This window comes from Chitinophaga costaii (assembly GCF_900094705.1).
Taxonomy (GTDB): domain Bacteria; phylum Bacteroidota; class Bacteroidia; order Chitinophagales; family Chitinophagaceae; genus Chitinophaga; species Chitinophaga costaii.
In genome coordinates, this window is the sequence record NZ_FMAR01000011.1 from 1 (window position 1) to 16,271 (window position 16,271).

A 16,271-nucleotide genomic window follows, 5' to 3' on the forward strand; every position below is an offset into this window, starting at 1 on the left:
TTTTAATTTTTTTCGCTTGTTTGCTTACCTAAAAAGTATAACCACCTTACGGCGATAATACTCTTTCTGTTGTTTCCTGACTTTCAAAGAACTTTTTCTCTATTAACCCTGCCGATCTTTCATCGCTGTTATCAATAAAGCGTTTTGTCAAAATGTGAGAGCCGATCTCCTAGTCATCCCCTTGTGGGATACTCATTTTTATCGTCCCGTTTGGGGTTGCAAAAGTAGAAAGTGTTTTTCATTTAACCAAATCTTTTTTCAAAGATTTTTTCATTTTGTTTTCATGTTGGAATATCCGCTAAAAGCCAATGGCATAAAGGCTTTTATAAGATTGATGTTTGCATAAAATCAGGAATGAATGGCAGTGTTATTCGACACTTTACATACACGCTTTCTATCAAAGCGGGACGCAAAGGTAAGCGGTTTTTTGATTACTCCAAATGTTTTTAATTAATTGGATATACAAAGTTTTAAAAACAGCTACCATCCATGATTTCAGCCATTATAATTTCATTACCGGCTGCAATAAACCTTCCGGATATTGGACCTGCATGAGAAATAAACCCTCCGGAGGCACCGCAAAATCCGCTTTCGTACAGTCCTTCGCGTTAATGGCTTCGTGAAACTGTTCAATAGATAACTTACCACGCCCCACCCGCAACATAGTACCCACCAACCCCCTTACCATACCTCGCAGGAAACGATTGGCCCGCACATGATACACCAATTCCCCCTCCTCCCGTACCCAGTAGGAATGCAGGATACGACAGTTGTAGGTCTTCACCTGCGTATTGCGTTTTGAGAAAGTGGAAAAGTCTGTATAGTCACTCACGATAGCAGCCGCCTGCTGTAGTAATGCGAAATCCAGCGTGTAAGGATAGTAATATGCCCGGTCTTGCCGGAAAGGATCTTTTGTGTGATAAAGAAAATATTGGTAGGAACGGCTCTCTGCAGCAAAGCGGGCATGGGCTTCAGCAGGTACGGCATAAACACCCTTCAACACAATATCCCGCGGCAAAATGGCATTTACTTTATATAAAAACTGCGGATGTAAAGATTGGTCGGTATCAAAATGCAGGAAGTTCTGGTGGGCATGTACCCCGGCATCGGTGCGGCTGGAGCCAGTGGTAACAATGGCTACCCGCATCAAGGTACTAAGGGCGTGGTCAATGGCACCCTGCACAGAATGACCATTATTCTGTACCTGGAAACCCGCGAACTGGCTGCCTTTATATGCCACCTCTATAAAATATCTGTTCATGCCCTTTGCTATTTCAAGGGAAGCAAGTTCCTCACAAAATCCGACAATGAGAAAAGAAAAACATGCATCCACCGCATAATTGACAGCTAAAACGCCAAGAAGCGGGTACACTCTTGTGAATGCACCCGCTTCTTTTTGCATGCCCATCCCGGGAGGGCATCAACATTAAACTATCTTTTAACGCAACATCGCATTGAAGCGTTTGCGGTAATAATCGTCTTTCAGCAGGTCCTGCAAACCGATAAATGCTTTTGTTTCATACGTATGCAGGTAGGCCGTTTCCAGCAATTTGTAACGATACTCGTCTGTGTCGATCAGCTGGGCGAAGGCACGGATCTGATCTGCAGAAAGGCAGGTATTGCGGATATTTTTATTGAAAATTTCCACCATACCCGATTCGTTATTTTGGGCAGACACCCTTTTCATCAACCTTTTAAAGCCTTCGTTGTTGAGCATCTGCTTACAATCTGAATTAAGTGCTGGTCCTTCGCTGGCAGCGGATTTGGCAGGAGCAGGACTTGCATCTGCCGGGTTGGCGTTGGTGGGTTTATTAACCGTCACCCATTCATCGGCAGTTAAGCTACCACTGGAATCTGCCTGACTAGCGCCTTCCGTATGTTGTTTTTTCTTTTTGCGAGGTGATGGAACCTTTACATCCGTAGAGGTGGTGGCTGCATCTGCTGGGGTATTATTAGCACCAGTGCTGAAATCGATGAATTGCGGATCATCTGCACTGGAATGTTTCTTTTTCTTTTTACCGGACGCCGGCTCCGATGGGGAGGAGGTTTCAGTATAGGCCGTAGCGGTAGTTGTATCGGCTACGGGTGTGGCAACAGGCAGCGCCTCTGTAACGGCAGGCGTTACCGAAGCAACCGTGTCAATATTGGCAGCAGCAGGTGCTTTCACAGCGGCTTCTTCAGCAGCGGCTTTCCGCTCTTCCGCCATTACATCGGCCAGGTATGTTTTTTCTTCGTCAGTAAGCGGGTCTTGATCAACGGCGCTTTTTACGGCCTTTTTCACCGCTTTTTCAGGAGTGGTGGCGACCGGTGTGGCGCTGCTATCTACTGCAACAGGAGAGGCTTCCACCTCCACGGGGCGATCATCACTCACTACTTTATCCAGTGCGCTGGCAAATTTGCTCGATTGCTTAGCAGCTGCAGGTGCTGAAGAAGGCGATACCACCTGTGCCACATTGGAGCCGTCTGAAACGGTAATATCTTGTTTATTGGCGAAAGTGCTGTCCAGGTCTTTTTTCACCTGCCCCATCATAGCCGTAGAGGTATTCGCGGCAGCGGGCGTTGCGATGTCAGTACTTGTAACATTGTCGGTGCTAGCTGGTTCAGGCGTTGTTGCCGCGGCTACGGACGTTCCGGGGCTCGTGGGTTTTAATAGTGTGTAGGTTTGCAGGTTAAATAAGGCGATATCCTGTGCACCGGTATGTTTAATCACAAAACCTTCGTCGCGGGTGCCAGATAAAGAAATGCTGAAATGTTTTTCTGGAATCTCATTTTTCGGAAAACCTACTATCACCTCGGCAATGCCTTTGGGCAGTTCCGGCACAATTACATATCCTTTGGCGGAGGCACTCAATACCTTGCCTTTGTAACGTACATAAAACAACTCTCCCTTTTCACTTTGAATGTAAATGAAGTGATGCTCATCATTAGCCCACAAAGAAGTGCTGGCCAATAAGAGTAATATAAATAATGATTTTTTAATATAAGTAAGCATAAGTCTATTGTGGCGGTATATTTTTTTGTAAATGCAAATACTATTCCAATATGATTAGCACTTGGCCTTTCTCCACCGCGGTGCGGGGGGATACTTTTATTTCTTTCACCACCGCGTCGGCGGTAGCTTTGAAGACGTTTTCCATCTTCATGGCTTCCAAGATCAGTACTGGGTCGCCCTTTTTAATGGCCTGTCCGGGCGTTACCAGCACCTGCAACACCAGTCCGGGCATAGGTGCCTTCATATCATTTACCTTACGGCCCAAAGCGTCTTTAATACCCATGGCGGCCAGCAACTGGTCTATTGGCTCTTCCAGCTTTACATCGAACACCTGACCAGCTATCTGCAGGCTCACGGTTTTGTGCTCCCGGTCTATCTTGCGCAACTGTACGGCAAAGCTCTGGTTATTCATGATCACACTGTAATTGCCATTGGGCAAAAGTGCCGCAGACCAATCTACTGCCACCCCATTGCAGGTAACCTGGCTGGCATTTTCTATGCTAAAAGCGTTTTTTCCATTTACCGTGGCTTTGATCATGATAAGCTTTTATGCGAACAAAAATAGGAATTTTAACCACTTGGCTTGTATTTGAGCCATTTGTTTAAATTTGAAACCTATTATTCATATTAGCTAATATTTTTGCAAAAATCAAAAACCTCATGCATCATCAACTGAAAAAGGCTTGGTTTGGCGGCGCGTTATGCAGCTTGCTGGGCTGGTCTGCTGCTACGGTAGCCCAACAAAAAGATCCCGCCGATCCGGCGCTTCAGATCTACCGTGCATCCGCTACCAAGATCAATGACCTGGTACACACCAAGCTGGACGTACGTTTCGACTATGGCAAGCGCTATATGTACGGGAAAGAATGGGTAACCCTGCACCCTCACTTCTATGCTACCGACAGCCTCACCCTCGATGCAAAAGGCATGAATATTAACGCGGTGGCAGTAGTAAAGAATGGAAGGAATACCAATCTGACGTATACTTACGCCGACAGCCTCCAGCTCCATATTAAGCTGGATCGCACTTATAAGGCTGATGAGCAGTACACTATTTACATTGATTATACCTCCAAGCCCGAAGAATACAAATCAGAAGGCAGCGCAGCCATCACTGACGCCAAAGGCCTGTATTTCATTAACCCCGATGGTAAGGTTCCGAATAAACCGACCGAAATCTGGACCCAGGGCGAGAGTGAATCTTCTTCCGTATGGTTTCCTACTATTGATAAAAGCAACCAGAAATCTACTTCCGAAATCAGCATAACCGTGGATAAGAAATACAAAACCTTATCCAACGGTCTGCTCGTAAAACAGGTAAATAATTCTAATGGCACCCGTACCGACACCTGGAAGCTGGACCAGCCCTTTGCCCCCTACCTGTTTATGATGGCCATTGGCGACTATGCCATTGTGAAAGACAACTGGCATGGTAAAGAGGTAAGTTATTATGTAGAACCTGCTTATGAAAAATATGCAAAAGATATTTTTGGCGATACCCCCGAGATGCTTAGCTTCTACTCCAAGATCCTGGGCGTAGAATATCCCTGGCCCAAGTATTCGCAGGTAATTGCCCGCGATTATGTGAGCGGCGCCATGGAAAATGTAACGGCTACCCTGCATGGACAGTTTGTGCAGAAAACAGACCGCGAACTGCTGGACGACGACCGCTTGGGCAATTCTGTGATCGCGCACGAATTGTTTCACCACTGGTTTGGCGACCTGGTAACCTGCGAATCCTGGAGCAACCTTACTGTAAACGAATCGTTTGCAGACTATAGCGAATACCTGTGGTTTGAACATAAATTTGGTAAAGACGCCGCAGACGAACACGCCTACGACGCACTCCAGGGCTATTTCCGCTCCGCGCAATACAGCGGGGATAAGGACCTGGTTCGTTTTCATTACCACGATAAAGAAGACATGTTCGACGCCATTACCTATCAAAAAGGTGGCTGCATCCTGCATATGCTTCGCACCGTAGTGGGCGATTCTGCTTTCTTTAAATCCCTAAACCTTTACCTCAAGACCTACGCCTACAAGGCCACCGAGGCCCAGCAACTACGCCTGGCGGTGGAAGAGGTAACCGGCCGCGATATGAACTGGTTCTTTAACCAATGGTACTACGGCTCCGGCTATCCGGAACTGGACCTGAACTATGCATATGATGAAAACACCCACCAGGTAAGTGTTTTCGTGAAGCAGGTGCAGAAAGCCAATAAGGTATGGGAACTACCTATGGCTATCGACGTATACGCTAGCGGTAAAAAGGAAAGACATATGATTACCCTCAGCACACGTGCCGATACCTTAACCTTCACCAGTTCCGCGAAGCCTGACCTGGTGAACGTGGACGCCGAAAAAGTAACGGTGATGAAGAAAAACGATCACCGCGATCTGAGTACCTATGTATTCCAATATTTCAATGCGCCCAATTACCTGGACCGCCGCGAAGCATTGGAAATCTGCCTGAAACAACAAAGCAACCCCGATGCCCGTAAAGTGGTATTGGCAGCGGTAAAAGATAAGTTTGAAGGCCTGCGCGAATACGCGATCAGCGGCCTTAAACTGGATGATGACGCAGTGAAAACCGCCATTGCTCCCGTATTGGCTGACCTGGCTAAGAACGATCCGTTTGCTAAAGTGCGCAGCGCTGCCATCGCCCAGCTAGGCAAACTGGCGGATGCACAATACGAGTCCCTATTTGAAAGTAAGCTTAGCGACCGCTCTTACACGGTAGAAGGCCAGGCGCTGGCTGCACTTTCTTCCACAAATCTTGATAAAGCCTTTACCCTGGCCCGTTCTATGGAGAAAGACGCCAAAGGTGAATTACTGTCTGGCATTGCCCAGGTGTATGTTAAAAAAGGGGATGAGGGCAGCCTGCCCTTCTTCAAAAAACATTTTGAAGAAGCGTCCGCAGGTCAGGAGAAATTTGAAGCCGCGGTGCAATACATCGGTATTCTTTCCACCACATCCAATACCGAATCGGTAAACCAGGGCTTTGACCAGATAAAGGACATGGCCGACCAGTTCCATAACCCGATGGTGAACAATTACCTGATCAACATCCTTACGCCCGTATTAGAGAAAAAACAAACGGCAGCCAAGAGCGCCACAGGCGAACAGCAGGCTGCTTTTAACGAGCAGGCTACTCACCTGCAAGGAATATTACAGTCGCTGAAAGCCCCTAAAACAACAACAGAGCAGGAATAATATTTCCTGCTCCCGGAAAAAACAAAGAAGGCTGCCTCTTGCAAGGCAGCCTTCTTTGTTTTAAGGTGTATGAGCCATTGGCCCAAAATATGGTCAGGAGGTGTTATTTTGTTTTTGTTACTTTCTGTGCCTTTTCATCCCAACGCCAGGGCGTGTCCTGCAAAGGAATACCGCCGAGGTAACGCTCTTTGCGCACGGCATAAGACAAATAGTTTTCTTCGCCGTTCAGCACCTCGCGGCCCAGACGGGAAATGGATAACAGTTGCCCATCTTCATCCACCACACCCGCACTGATCATGCGGCGCATGTACACATCCAGCTGAAAATCGCCGAAGCCGTATATGGTAAGCTGGTTCCAGAACTGGCTGTACAGGTCGTACCAGCGATAATCTGCCATTGACAGGAGATTCAGAAAAAAATGCTCGATGCGGTTTAGACCGTTCTCAATAGCGGGCAGGCGTTGCAAGTGGGCTTTCAGCGCCTTACCGATATGGTGAAGCTGCCCGGCAGGACGGCCAACAAAGGTTTCTAATAGTAGTGGGGTGGTATGGCAATAGGCAGCCCAAATGTGCAGGGCGGCTTCCAGGTCGGCCGGTTGCAGCGTAAGGCGATCGGCAAAGAGCGCCGGGAAGTGGCCTGCAGACAACATACCCAGCCCCTTGAAGTTGGGCGTATGTGGATGCGTATCAGGCGAAATTAGACTAATACGGGCAGGCAGCCGGTGCTGCTGCATATAAAAGAGGGTAAACAGCAAATTTATCTGGCAAAATAAATCGAACTCGAACCACAGCACTACTTCTTCATATGCTGCGGCATTTTCCAGGCGGGTAAATTCCTGCACTACTTGGGTAAGATAAGTCTGGCGGTCAATGCCGTACGCATTTTGCGCATGATCGGCGCGGGTTTTGAAGAACTCATCCATATTTGTGGTATAAATGGTGTGCCCCTCGCTCATCATGCAACGGTTAATCACAATATCTCCGGATATACCACTGTCACGAAAAGGAACAAGGGTAGCATCTCCATTTAAAACGTGCAGTATGGCCATAGGTAACTAGCTTTTAGGTGCAAATACTGTCTATACAAATACCATACTATAGTGGAGGGCGTTGCTTATTAGCCACAGCTTTACCAGCTTCCACCGGCCCCGCCGCCGCCGCCCGATCCTCCGCCAAAACCTCCGAAGCCGCCGCCACCACCGCCACCACCGAAGCCACCACCGAAGCCACCACCGCCGCCGCCAAAGCCGCCGCCCATGGGAATCCACCAACTGCCAAAGCCCCTGCGGCTCATGGCGCTACCGCCACCACCGCCACGGCGAATGATGGATATGATGATCAGTATAATGATTATTAGCACAATGGTACCTATACCAATACCGCCACTATTACTTTTTTGTGGAATGCCCTTATATTCCCCGGCTGCTGCTTTAAAAATGAGATCGGCGGCCTGGTCCAGCCCAGCGTAGTAATGGCCTTCTTTGAAATTAGGCACCATGGCCGATTCTATGATACGGTGGGCAATAACATCTGGAATTGCGCCTTCCAGGCCATAGCCGGTAGAAATCCACACCTTGTGATCGTCTTTGGCCACCAATATTACCAGGCCATTATCGCGGCCTTTTATCCCCACGCCCCAATCGCGCAGGTATTTTAGCGCTACATCGCTAATGTCGTAATCTCCGGTGGTATTAATGGTCACTACTAGCACCTGGTTAGATGTGCTATCGCTATAAGCCACCAGCTTATGTTCCAGTTCATCCACCTCGCTTTGCACCATTACGCCTGCAAAGTCATTTACCAGGCGGGGCGGATTGGGCCGGGACGCTATTTGCTGGGCGGAAAGCCGGCCGGTGATTAATAGCATTACGCAAAATAAAAAGCAGCGCAACCATTTCATATAAAAACTTTATTCAATACATTAAGAATGCCGGAAGCGGACCGGTAAGTCCTGTTTCCCGGGTCATACATACGGATCATTTTCCAAAAACGATATCATCTGGCAGTTCATTTTCATCCTCTGCCAGATGTGGAAAGTGCAGGCGGAGGGATTGACCTATTTCCAGGATGCAAGCCTCCAGTCCTTCTACCACCTGGCCACGGGAGAAATGTTCTTTGAGCTTGCCGGCGGCAGCCTGCCAGAACTCCTGTCCTACTTTTTGGTGAATGCCACTATCGCCCAGGATGGCAAATTGTTTGTCTAGCAGGGCCACATACAGCAGCACACCATTTTGCAGGCGGGTATTGGCCATGCCCATAGGGCCAAACACTTCTTTGGCACGGTCCAGGGGATCTACATAAGCGCAGCGGCTTTCTATGTAGAGGCGTATTTCGCCGGAAGTCAGGCGCTCTGCCTGGCGGATGGCTTGGATCAGGCGAGCCTTTTCGGGTTCTGTAAAAAATTCCTTCTTTTTGAAAGAGAACAGGCCCATGCGCGGGATGTTTTTGAGAGATCAGGAAAAGAGCAAATCCCAAATCCCAACATAAGAGCCGGAATTTGGGACTTGTGTGGCGGTTCACGCTATTATTATTGGGTGCAGCTTATTTAGTGCTGTCGCCAAAATCTACTTTCGGAGCATGTTGCGCATCGGCATCGGCGGTAAAGCTGGCTTTCTCATGGAAGCCTGTAAGACCAGCTACGATATTGCCAGGGAAATATTGCACGGCATTGTTATAATCATTTACCGCATCATTAAAATCTTTGCGGGCTACGGCAATCCGGTTTTCCGTACCAGCTATCTCCACCTGTAAATCGCTGAAGTTTTGCGTAGCCTTTAAGGTTGGATAATTTTCATTGCTTACCAACAAACGGCTGAAGGTGCTAAAAGCCCCATTTAGATTGGCTTGCGCATCCTGATACTCTTTCAGTTTTTCTGGAGTAAGGTTATCCGCATTAATCTGCACACTCGTGGCACGGGCGCGGGCTTCGGTTACTTTGGTAAGGGTAGACTGTTCAAAATTGGCAGCGCCCTTTACAGTGGCCACCAAGTTGCCTATCAGGTCAGAACGGCGCTGGTACTGGGCCTCTACGTTGGCCCACTTATTTTTTACGTTGTTGTTTTGTGTAACAAGGCTATTGTACTTACTACAACCACCGCATCCTGCCATGAGCAGCAATACTACAACTACAATGGCGATAATGCCTCCTGTTTTCATAATCTTAGGTGTGTTTTGTGAATAAAGGCTTTCACCAAACCTACAAGAAAATTGGCAGATAGCAAAAAAGGATGCCCTTATGAAGCCTAGGCTTATCGATCAAAATGTATTAATTTTATTAAGACTTTAAAAAAATACGACATAAAGAGTTGATTAAGTCCCGGCAAAAAACTATGTTTATGAAATAATTTGCAGGATTGATTATTCCAACTTGTACCTTTAATATCATGCAATATCGTAGGGAGTGAGCCTCCCACCGTCCATATAAATGCCTATTACCTTTACTATACCTGCATAACTAATTTGTTCATTTCGAGTTTAAGTCTGCTATATGAGTTCTCAACACATCCATATTTTATATATTGATGACGAGGTAAATAACCTGAACGCCTTTAAGGCATCTTTCCGAAGGATTTACAGCGTACAAACCGCGTCCAGTGCGGAAGAAGCAGAGAAATTGCTGGTGGATAACAATTTTCACATTATCATTTCCGACCAACGCATGCCCAGGATGACAGGCATTGAATTCTTTGAATCTATACTGGAACGCTATCCTGAACCCATCCGCATACTACTCACCGGTTATGCCGATATTAATGCCGTGATAGACGCTATCAACAAAGGCCAGGTGTATAAATACTTTTCCAAACCCTGGAGCGAGGACGAGCTGAAACACAATATTGAAAAGGCTTACGAGGTATATTCCCTTCGCAAGGAAAACAAAGAGCTTACCGCCAAACTGCTGGACGTAAACGAGAAACTGGAGTTTTTGCTGCGCCAGAAACTTATTTCCTGATCGGAATGGCTAACCTACCGCAAAGTAAAAAGCCCAACCTAGCTGTTCTATAACTGAAGCTTCCTCCAACGCCCATTTTCCCTATCCTGTAGCAATCTTTGATGATCGCCGTCTAGTATGCATCATGTCCTATTGGTGAAGAGCGTATATCCGTACTGGATCAATCTATTTAATGGGTTCATTCTGCATTTCACAGGGTCGTTGCTGTACTAATGGATGTGCCTATCCAGGACATTAGCATGGCATGCCCACCCGTTCTGCTTATTCCTTTTAGAATTTGGTTTTTGCTGATTGCCCCTTAACTTGCAACCTTTAAGAACGCTTAAATCTGCATTATGCAAGTTTGGAAAGACTATCAGGACCAGCATAAGGACCGCTTCCTCCAGGAATTACTGGATTTATTACGCATTCCCTCCGTGAGTGCGGATTCCCAATATACCCAGGACACGCTTCGCTGTGCGGAGTCTGTGAAACTGCGCCTCCAGGAAGCCGGCGCCGAACACGTTGAAGTATGTCCTACTGCCGGCCATGCCATCGTATATGGAGATAAAATAATAGACCCTGCGCTGCCCACCGTGCTGGTTTATGGCCACTACGACGTGCAGCCCGCCGATCCGCTGGAGTTGTGGAACAGCGGACCTTTTGATCCGGTGATTAAAGACGGTAAGATTTGGGCCCGGGGCAGTGCCGACGATAAAGGACAGTTTTATATGCACGTAAAGGCATTTGAAACCATGGTAAAGACCAATACCCTGCCCTGCAATATTAAGTTCATGATAGAAGGAGAAGAAGAAGTAGGCTCTGCCAACCTCGGGATTTTCCTTAAAGAAAATAAAGAACGCCTTAAAGCGGATGTGGTGCTGATTTCCGACACCTCTATGCTTAGCTTGGAAAACCCATCCCTGGATACGGGCCTGCGCGGCTTGTCTTATATGGAAGTAACCGTAACCGGCCCTAATCGCGACCTGCATAGCGGCGTATATGGCGGTGCGGTGGCCAACCCGGCCACCATTCTTTGCAAGATGATTGCCAGCCTCCACGACGAAAATAACCATGTAACCATTCCCGGCTTTTACGACCAGGTGCAACAGCTCACACAGGAAGAACGCACTGCACTGAATAGTGCGCCTTTTGACGAAGCAGCCTATAAAAAAGATCTGGGCCTGGATGCCCTGTGGGGAGAAAAAGGATATACCACCATTGAGCGTACCGGCATCCGCCCTACCCTGGAAGTAAATGGTATCTGGGGCGGCTATACGGGCGAAGGTTCTAAAACTGTACTGCCCTCCAAAGCATCTGCCAAGATCTCTATGCGCCTGGTACCCGACCAGGACTGGATCGCTATCTCCGACTTGTTTAAGGCACACTTTGAAAAGATAGCCCCTGCCGGTGTAAAAGTAAGCGTAACCCGCCACCATGGCGGCAGCCCTTACGTAACACCCATAGACCACATTGCGTTTAAGGCGGCCAGCCAGGCCATACAATCCACCTTTGGCAAAGCACCCATCCCAGTACGCGGTGGTGGCAGCATTCCCATCGTGGCGCTGTTTGAAAAAGAACTGGGGCTTAAAACCATCCTCATGGGCTTTGGCCTGGATAGTGACAACCTGCACTCACCTAATGAAAAGTATGGATTGGAGAATTTTTATAAAGGCATTGAAACCATTCCATATTTCCATCAATATTTTGCGGAGCTACAGAAAAAGTAGTGCCCCATGCCCTATTTGTTTTTGAAAAGGGAGCCAAGGAGGCTCCCTTTTTTTTAGTGGGCGACAGGATAGCCTGGCCTTCCCCATATCTGCATTTCATCGTACATTCGTAAGCTTAGCATTTTGTATCGTATCATGGCAACAACAACTGAAAAACTCCGCATCGATAAATATCTGTGGGCCATCCGCATTTTTAAGACCCGCACCCAGGCCGCTGCAGCCTGCGATGGCGGTAAGGTAAAGCTCCATGGCACCTCAGTGAAAGCCTCCCGGGCAGTGGCCGTGGGCGATAAATACGATATCCGCGCAGAAAGCCGTAAATGGACGATTGAGGTTACCGGCCTGTTGGATCATCGCCTACAGTATGCCGAGGCTATAAAATATTATGTAGATATCACTTCCGAGGAAGACCTGCAATTGAACCAGCGGGTAGCCGCCAGCTTCCACACAGGCAAGCGACCCAGTAAAATAGGCCGCCCTACGAAGCTGGACCGCCGCGACCTGGATGATTTCATGCGGAACGAAGACTAGCAGATCAATATTTGAACTTTCTCATATTTGCGCTGTAACTTCGCAGCCCAAAATCAGGTATTTACAATGGCTAAACAAAGCGATGTGCTCTCCGCTGACTTTCTCGTGAAAGTAGCGGAAGAATTTGGCACCCCGGTATACATCTATCATGCGGAAAAGATCAAAACGCAGTACGAAAAGCTTCAAAAGGCTTTCCGGAAGGCAGATACCCGTTTTTTCTACGCTTGTAAGGCCCTCACTAATATTAATGTTATTCGTTACATACAGTCGCTGGGCGCCGGGCTGGATACCGTGTCTATTCAGGAAGTGATGCTAGGACTTAAGGCAGGCTTTAACCCTAAAGATATTTTTTACACTCCCAACTGTGTTGATATCAATGAGATTATCGCGGCAAAAGATTTGGGTGTAAACATAAATATTGACAATATCTCCATTCTGGAGCAATGGGGCAATAAGTTTGGCGACAGCTATCCCATCTGTATCCGGCTAAACCCTCATATCATGGCTGGGGGTAATTATAAGATCTCTACCGGGCATGTAGACAGCAAGTTTGGCATTTCTATTCACCAATTGCGTCATATTGAACGTATAGTAAAATCTACCAAATTAAAGGTTACCGGCCTGCACATGCATACCGGCTCGGAGATTAAGGATGTAGACGTTTTCCTGCGGGCAGTGGATATTATGTTTGAAATAGCGGCCAATTTTGATGACCTGGAATTCCTGGACCTGGGCAGCGGTTTTAAAGTGGCTTACCAGCCCGGCGATCCGGAAACGGATATTGAACTGCTGGGAGAAAAAGTGAGTGAGGCTATTAATAAATTTAGCGCTTCTTACAAACGCCCACTGCAACTGTGGTTTGAGCCGGGCAAATTCCTGGTGAGCCAGGCCGGCTATTTTGTGGTGAAGGCCAACGTGATTAAACAAACCACCGCTACGGTGTTTGTGGGCGTAAATTCAGGGTTTAATCACCTTATCCGCCCCATGTTTTATGATGCCTTCCACCTCATCCGCAATATTTCACACCCCAAAGGAACCGAACGGATTTATACCGTGGTGGGTAATATCTGCGAAACGGATACTTTTGGCTGGGACCGCAAGATCAACGAAGTACGGGAGGGCGATTTCCTAGTGTTTTACAATGCAGGGGCTTATGGTTTTGAGATGTCGTCCAATTTTAACAGCCGTTTAAAACCGGCAGAAGTGCTGATCAAAGATGGCAAACCGCAGCTCATCCGCAGGGCCGACGTACTGGAAGATTTGTTGAGGAACCAAATTGAAATTGCATTGTAATTATTAAAATATATTATTAGTTGATATAACAGCCGGCCCACCAGAGGCCGGTTGTTTTGTTTGTAAATCCCCCTCTTCTGCTACAATATCCAGGCAGCAGTATCGTCTACTATACCAGTACATTCAGCAGAAATCGCGTACCTTTGCCAGGCCTCCTGACAACTGTATTGCATCTGTTTTTGCACCATCAGAACACCTGCCTCCAAAAAGCAGGAAAAGCCGCTATTTGTATGGAAGTATTAAAAATGAGACCGGGATTATTTAAAGAAGAAGCGCAAATAGATACACGCATTTCATTTGCCCCATTTGTGCGTTTTCTCAAAGAAAAAGCACAAAACGATAACGACGCCAGGGCCCGGTTTTATCAAAAAATGATTGAGCGTTTTGAAAGTAATCCGGAAGTACTCCTACCCCTGGAAATGGAAGACCTGGACCGGTATAAAGAATACCTCGACATTGTAACCGCCGCAGTATTCCCTATCATGACAGACTCCGATAAGGATGTTTACGGCATTGGTGTGCCATACCGTTTTTCCATTTTTTATTATTCTACCCTGTTTAAACATCTCTTTACCGAAACGGGCAAGGATGGCTTAGCTGTAGTGCCGAATGGCTTGTCTATGGACAAGATCAACAAGGACCGCCGGGGCTGGCTGTACAAGCAAATATTGCAACGTTTTTATGGCTATGAGATTAATTACGATAATTCTATCATCCATAATGTGATCTCGCATGAGACTGGGCTTCGCCGTTACTTTAAACTGCAACTGGACGCCCGCTTCATGGATATTAAAGTGAAAGGTGAATTGCCACAGCTAGATGAGGATATGGCGTGCAACCATAGCTCCATCGATGACATGGCAGCGCTGCTGCCCCTGAGCTTGTTTTCGCTGGAAGGTTTTGTAATCTGGACAGTGCAGGATGTGACGCGCGACGAGATGATGAACCACATCAAAAACCTGGTACTGAAAGTCAGGGATGAAAACGAGGCAAAGTCATACCAGCACCTGAATGAAGGGTTGCAGGCCATGCTGGAAAACAAAGACATCGCCGTGCATGTTATGCCCTTCCTGAAGGTGAAGAATAAATATGTGCTGGAAAGCAAATTTGCTTCCTCCAGCGTAATCCTGGGTATGCAGGGCAATGAAAAACAGCAACAACAACTTTACCAACAACTGGTAAAATTCCTGGAGAATAACAAGGACCCACTGGTCATTAATTCACTGGACGATGTGAGCCTTACCCTCTATCCTTTCTTGAAGTTCCTGCCGCACAAAGGCGTGAAAAGTTTTGTGCTACTGGGTATTGAATATGAGAATGAGTTACTTGGTATGGTAGAAATTGCCTCCCCCGAGGTGAATGGATTGCCTTTTCAAAAAGTAGCCAAGATAGAATACCTGCTGCCCTTGGTGACCCTGATGCTGCGCAAAAGTGTAGATATACAAACAGCCAAGATCAACAATGTGATCAAACAGCAGTTCACCGCCCTACAGCCCTCCGTAGAATGGAAGTTTGTGGATGCTGCCTGGCAGTACCTGCACAATCCTGAAAAGGGGAAAAAGGACATTGAGAATATCACCTTCCGCGAAGTTTACCCGCTGTATGGTGCTATAGATGTACGCAATTCTACCGTAGAGCGCAGCATGGCCCTCCAGGAAGATCTGCGCGAGCAATTGCAACTCATTCAGCAGTGCCTGGAACGCATGGAAAAAGAATTGGATCTCCCCCTACTGGAAGAGCTGGCGTTTAAGAATAATACCCTGATGAACAACATCAGCCAAAGTCTTATTGCCGAAGAAGAATCCCAGGTAAATGAATTCCTGGATTACGAAATTGCGCCTACTTTCCGTCACCTCTACGATAGCTATCCATCGCTGCAACCCATGCTGGCCAATTATTTTGATACGGTGAATAAAACCGAGGGCCACGTGTTTCACCATCGTCGCCGCTATGAAGAAAGCCTGGCCAGGATTAATACTGAGATCAATGAAATGCTGGAAAAGGAAAGGGATGCTATCCAAAATTCTTTCCCCTGCTATTTTGAAAAATACCGCACAGATGGTGTGGAGTATAATATTTACATTGGCCAGTCCATTGCGCAAAATAAGAAGTTCGACCTGCTGTACCTGCGCAACCTACAGCTTTGGCAACTGACCTCTATGGCTGGCATTGCCCGCCTTACCCATCAGCTCATGCATGAATTGGAAGTGCCGCTACAAACTACGCAGCTTATTCTTATTCACAGCAACCCGATAGACATTAGTTTTCGCCTGGACGAACGCCGCTTTGATGTGGAAGGTGCTTATAACATCCGTTACGAAATCATTAAGAAACGGATTGATAAGGTACACGTGCGCGATACCGGCGAACGTCTTACCCAGCCTGGCAAAATAGCACTGGTGTTTAATTATGCCCGTGAAGCGGAAGAATACCGCAAATACATTCACTTCCTCCAGAACAAAAACATACTGCTGCCCGAAATAGAAATGCTGGAACTGGAAGAACTGCAAGGTATCAGTGGACTAAAAGCCATGCGCGTAAGCATTAACATGGAGTATAAATAATCGTTCAGTTGTACAACC

The 16,271-nt window shown here is 47.1% G+C and carries 13 protein-coding genes; 6 read left to right on the plus strand and 7 right to left on the minus strand.

Annotated elements, in window-relative coordinates:
- Window positions 1-502: 502 nt before the first annotated feature.
- The 3 genes from truA to GA0116948_RS21720 form a co-directional block, all read right to left on the minus strand.
- On the minus strand, window positions 503-1,261 hold the full coding sequence (truA, locus tag GA0116948_RS14665) for a tRNA pseudouridine(38-40) synthase TruA (RefSeq protein WP_089713570.1): 759 nt from the start codon (window positions 1,259-1,261) through the stop codon (window positions 503-505).
- A gap of 177 nt (window positions 1,262-1,438) precedes the next feature.
- Window positions 1,439-2,992, minus strand: a complete 1,554-nt coding sequence (locus GA0116948_RS14670) for a DUF4476 domain-containing protein (RefSeq protein ID WP_089713573.1) — start codon at window positions 2,990-2,992, stop codon at window positions 1,439-1,441.
- 40 nt (window positions 2,993-3,032) lie between these two features.
- A complete protein-coding gene (locus GA0116948_RS21720) occupies window positions 3,033-3,530 on the minus strand; it encodes an acetyl-CoA carboxylase biotin carboxyl carrier protein subunit (protein ID WP_089713574.1) in 498 nt (165 codons plus the stop codon).
- Between the two features lie 122 nt (window positions 3,531-3,652).
- Here GA0116948_RS21720 and GA0116948_RS14680 point away from each other — a divergent pair, with 122 nt between their 5' ends.
- Window positions 3,653-6,205 (plus strand): M1 family metallopeptidase, encoded by a 2,553-nt coding sequence (locus GA0116948_RS14680; protein WP_089713576.1) that lies wholly within the window; start codon window positions 3,653-3,655, stop codon window positions 6,203-6,205.
- 103 nt (window positions 6,206-6,308) lie between these two features.
- Here the strand turns inward: GA0116948_RS14680 and GA0116948_RS14685 are convergent, their stop codons facing one another.
- The 4 genes from GA0116948_RS14685 to GA0116948_RS14700 all read right to left on the minus strand — a co-directional run bounded on the left by GA0116948_RS14685 (window position 6,309) and on the right by GA0116948_RS14700 (window position 9,360).
- The gene (locus GA0116948_RS14685; RefSeq protein WP_089713578.1) at window positions 6,309-7,253 is read right to left on the minus strand and encodes a hypothetical protein; all 945 of its coding nucleotides are present in this window, start codon (window positions 7,251-7,253) and stop codon (window positions 6,309-6,311) included.
- 80 nt (window positions 7,254-7,333) lie between these two features.
- Window positions 7,334-8,071, minus strand: coding sequence for a TPM domain-containing protein (locus GA0116948_RS14690; RefSeq protein ID WP_240619215.1), 738 nt, complete (start codon window positions 8,069-8,071; stop codon window positions 7,334-7,336).
- A gap of 109 nt (window positions 8,072-8,180) precedes the next feature.
- A complete protein-coding gene (locus GA0116948_RS14695) occupies window positions 8,181-8,636 on the minus strand; it encodes a TPM domain-containing protein (protein ID WP_089713580.1) in 456 nt (151 codons plus the stop codon).
- A gap of 109 nt (window positions 8,637-8,745) precedes the next feature.
- Complete coding sequence (locus GA0116948_RS14700) at window positions 8,746-9,360, minus strand: LemA family protein (RefSeq protein ID WP_089713582.1); 615 nt, start codon at window positions 9,358-9,360, stop codon at window positions 8,746-8,748.
- A 331-nt stretch (window positions 9,361-9,691) separates the two neighbouring features.
- On the opposite strand from GA0116948_RS14700, the gene GA0116948_RS14705 reads away from it, so the two are divergent.
- The 5 genes from GA0116948_RS14705 to GA0116948_RS14725 all read left to right on the plus strand — a co-directional run bounded on the left by GA0116948_RS14705 (window position 9,692) and on the right by GA0116948_RS14725 (window position 16,253).
- Entirely contained in the window at window positions 9,692-10,156 is a 465-nt protein-coding gene (locus GA0116948_RS14705; RefSeq protein WP_089713584.1) for a response regulator, read from the plus strand.
- Between the two features lie 335 nt (window positions 10,157-10,491).
- On the plus strand, window positions 10,492-11,865 hold the full coding sequence (locus GA0116948_RS14710; RefSeq protein WP_089713586.1) for a dipeptidase: 1,374 nt from the start codon (window positions 10,492-10,494) through the stop codon (window positions 11,863-11,865).
- Window positions 11,866-12,000: 135 nt separating this feature from the next.
- Complete coding sequence (locus GA0116948_RS14715; RefSeq protein ID WP_089713588.1) at window positions 12,001-12,396, plus strand: RNA-binding S4 domain-containing protein; 396 nt, start codon at window positions 12,001-12,003, stop codon at window positions 12,394-12,396.
- A gap of 66 nt (window positions 12,397-12,462) precedes the next feature.
- The gene (gene lysA / locus GA0116948_RS14720; RefSeq protein ID WP_170876083.1) at window positions 12,463-13,689 is read left to right on the plus strand and encodes a diaminopimelate decarboxylase; all 1,227 of its coding nucleotides are present in this window, start codon (window positions 12,463-12,465) and stop codon (window positions 13,687-13,689) included.
- A 230-nt stretch (window positions 13,690-13,919) separates the two neighbouring features.
- On the plus strand, window positions 13,920-16,253 hold the full coding sequence (locus GA0116948_RS14725) for a hypothetical protein (protein ID WP_123891816.1): 2,334 nt from the start codon (window positions 13,920-13,922) through the stop codon (window positions 16,251-16,253).
- Window positions 16,254-16,271 lie beyond the last annotated feature (18 nt).

Bases quoted from the DNA above. Each gene is read 5' to 3' on its own strand.
- GA0116948_RS14680 (WP_089713576.1), top strand. From the start codon at position 3,653: ATGCATCATCAACTGAAAAAGGCTTGGTTTGGCGGCGCGTTATGCAGC.
- GA0116948_RS14725 (WP_123891816.1), top strand. From the start codon at position 13,920: ATGGAAGTATTAAAAATGAGACCGGGATTATTTAAAGAAGAAGCGCAA.
- GA0116948_RS14705 (WP_089713584.1), top strand. From the start codon at position 9,692: ATGAGTTCTCAACACATCCATATTTTATATATTGATGACGAGGTAAAT.
- GA0116948_RS14690 (WP_240619215.1), bottom strand. From the start codon at position 8,071: ATGCTATTAATCACCGGCCGGCTTTCCGCCCAGCAAATAGCGTCCCGG.
- GA0116948_RS14715 (WP_089713588.1), top strand. From the start codon at position 12,001: ATGGCAACAACAACTGAAAAACTCCGCATCGATAAATATCTGTGGGCC.
- truA (WP_089713570.1), bottom strand. From the start codon at position 1,261: ATGAACAGATATTTTATAGAGGTGGCATATAAAGGCAGCCAGTTCGCG.
- GA0116948_RS14710 (WP_089713586.1), top strand. From the start codon at position 10,492: ATGCAAGTTTGGAAAGACTATCAGGACCAGCATAAGGACCGCTTCCTC.
- GA0116948_RS14700 (WP_089713582.1), bottom strand. From the start codon at position 9,360: ATGAAAACAGGAGGCATTATCGCCATTGTAGTTGTAGTATTGCTGCTC.
- GA0116948_RS21720 (WP_089713574.1), bottom strand. From the start codon at position 3,530: ATGATCAAAGCCACGGTAAATGGAAAAAACGCTTTTAGCATAGAAAAT.
- GA0116948_RS14670 (WP_089713573.1), bottom strand. From the start codon at position 2,992: ATGCTTACTTATATTAAAAAATCATTATTTATATTACTCTTATTGGCC.
- GA0116948_RS14685 (WP_089713578.1), bottom strand. From the start codon at position 7,253: ATGGCCATACTGCACGTTTTAAATGGAGATGCTACCCTTGTTCCTTTT.
- lysA (WP_170876083.1), top strand. From the start codon at position 12,463: ATGGCTAAACAAAGCGATGTGCTCTCCGCTGACTTTCTCGTGAAAGTA.
- GA0116948_RS14695 (WP_089713580.1), bottom strand. From the start codon at position 8,636: ATGGGCCTGTTCTCTTTCAAAAAGAAGGAATTTTTTACAGAACCCGAA.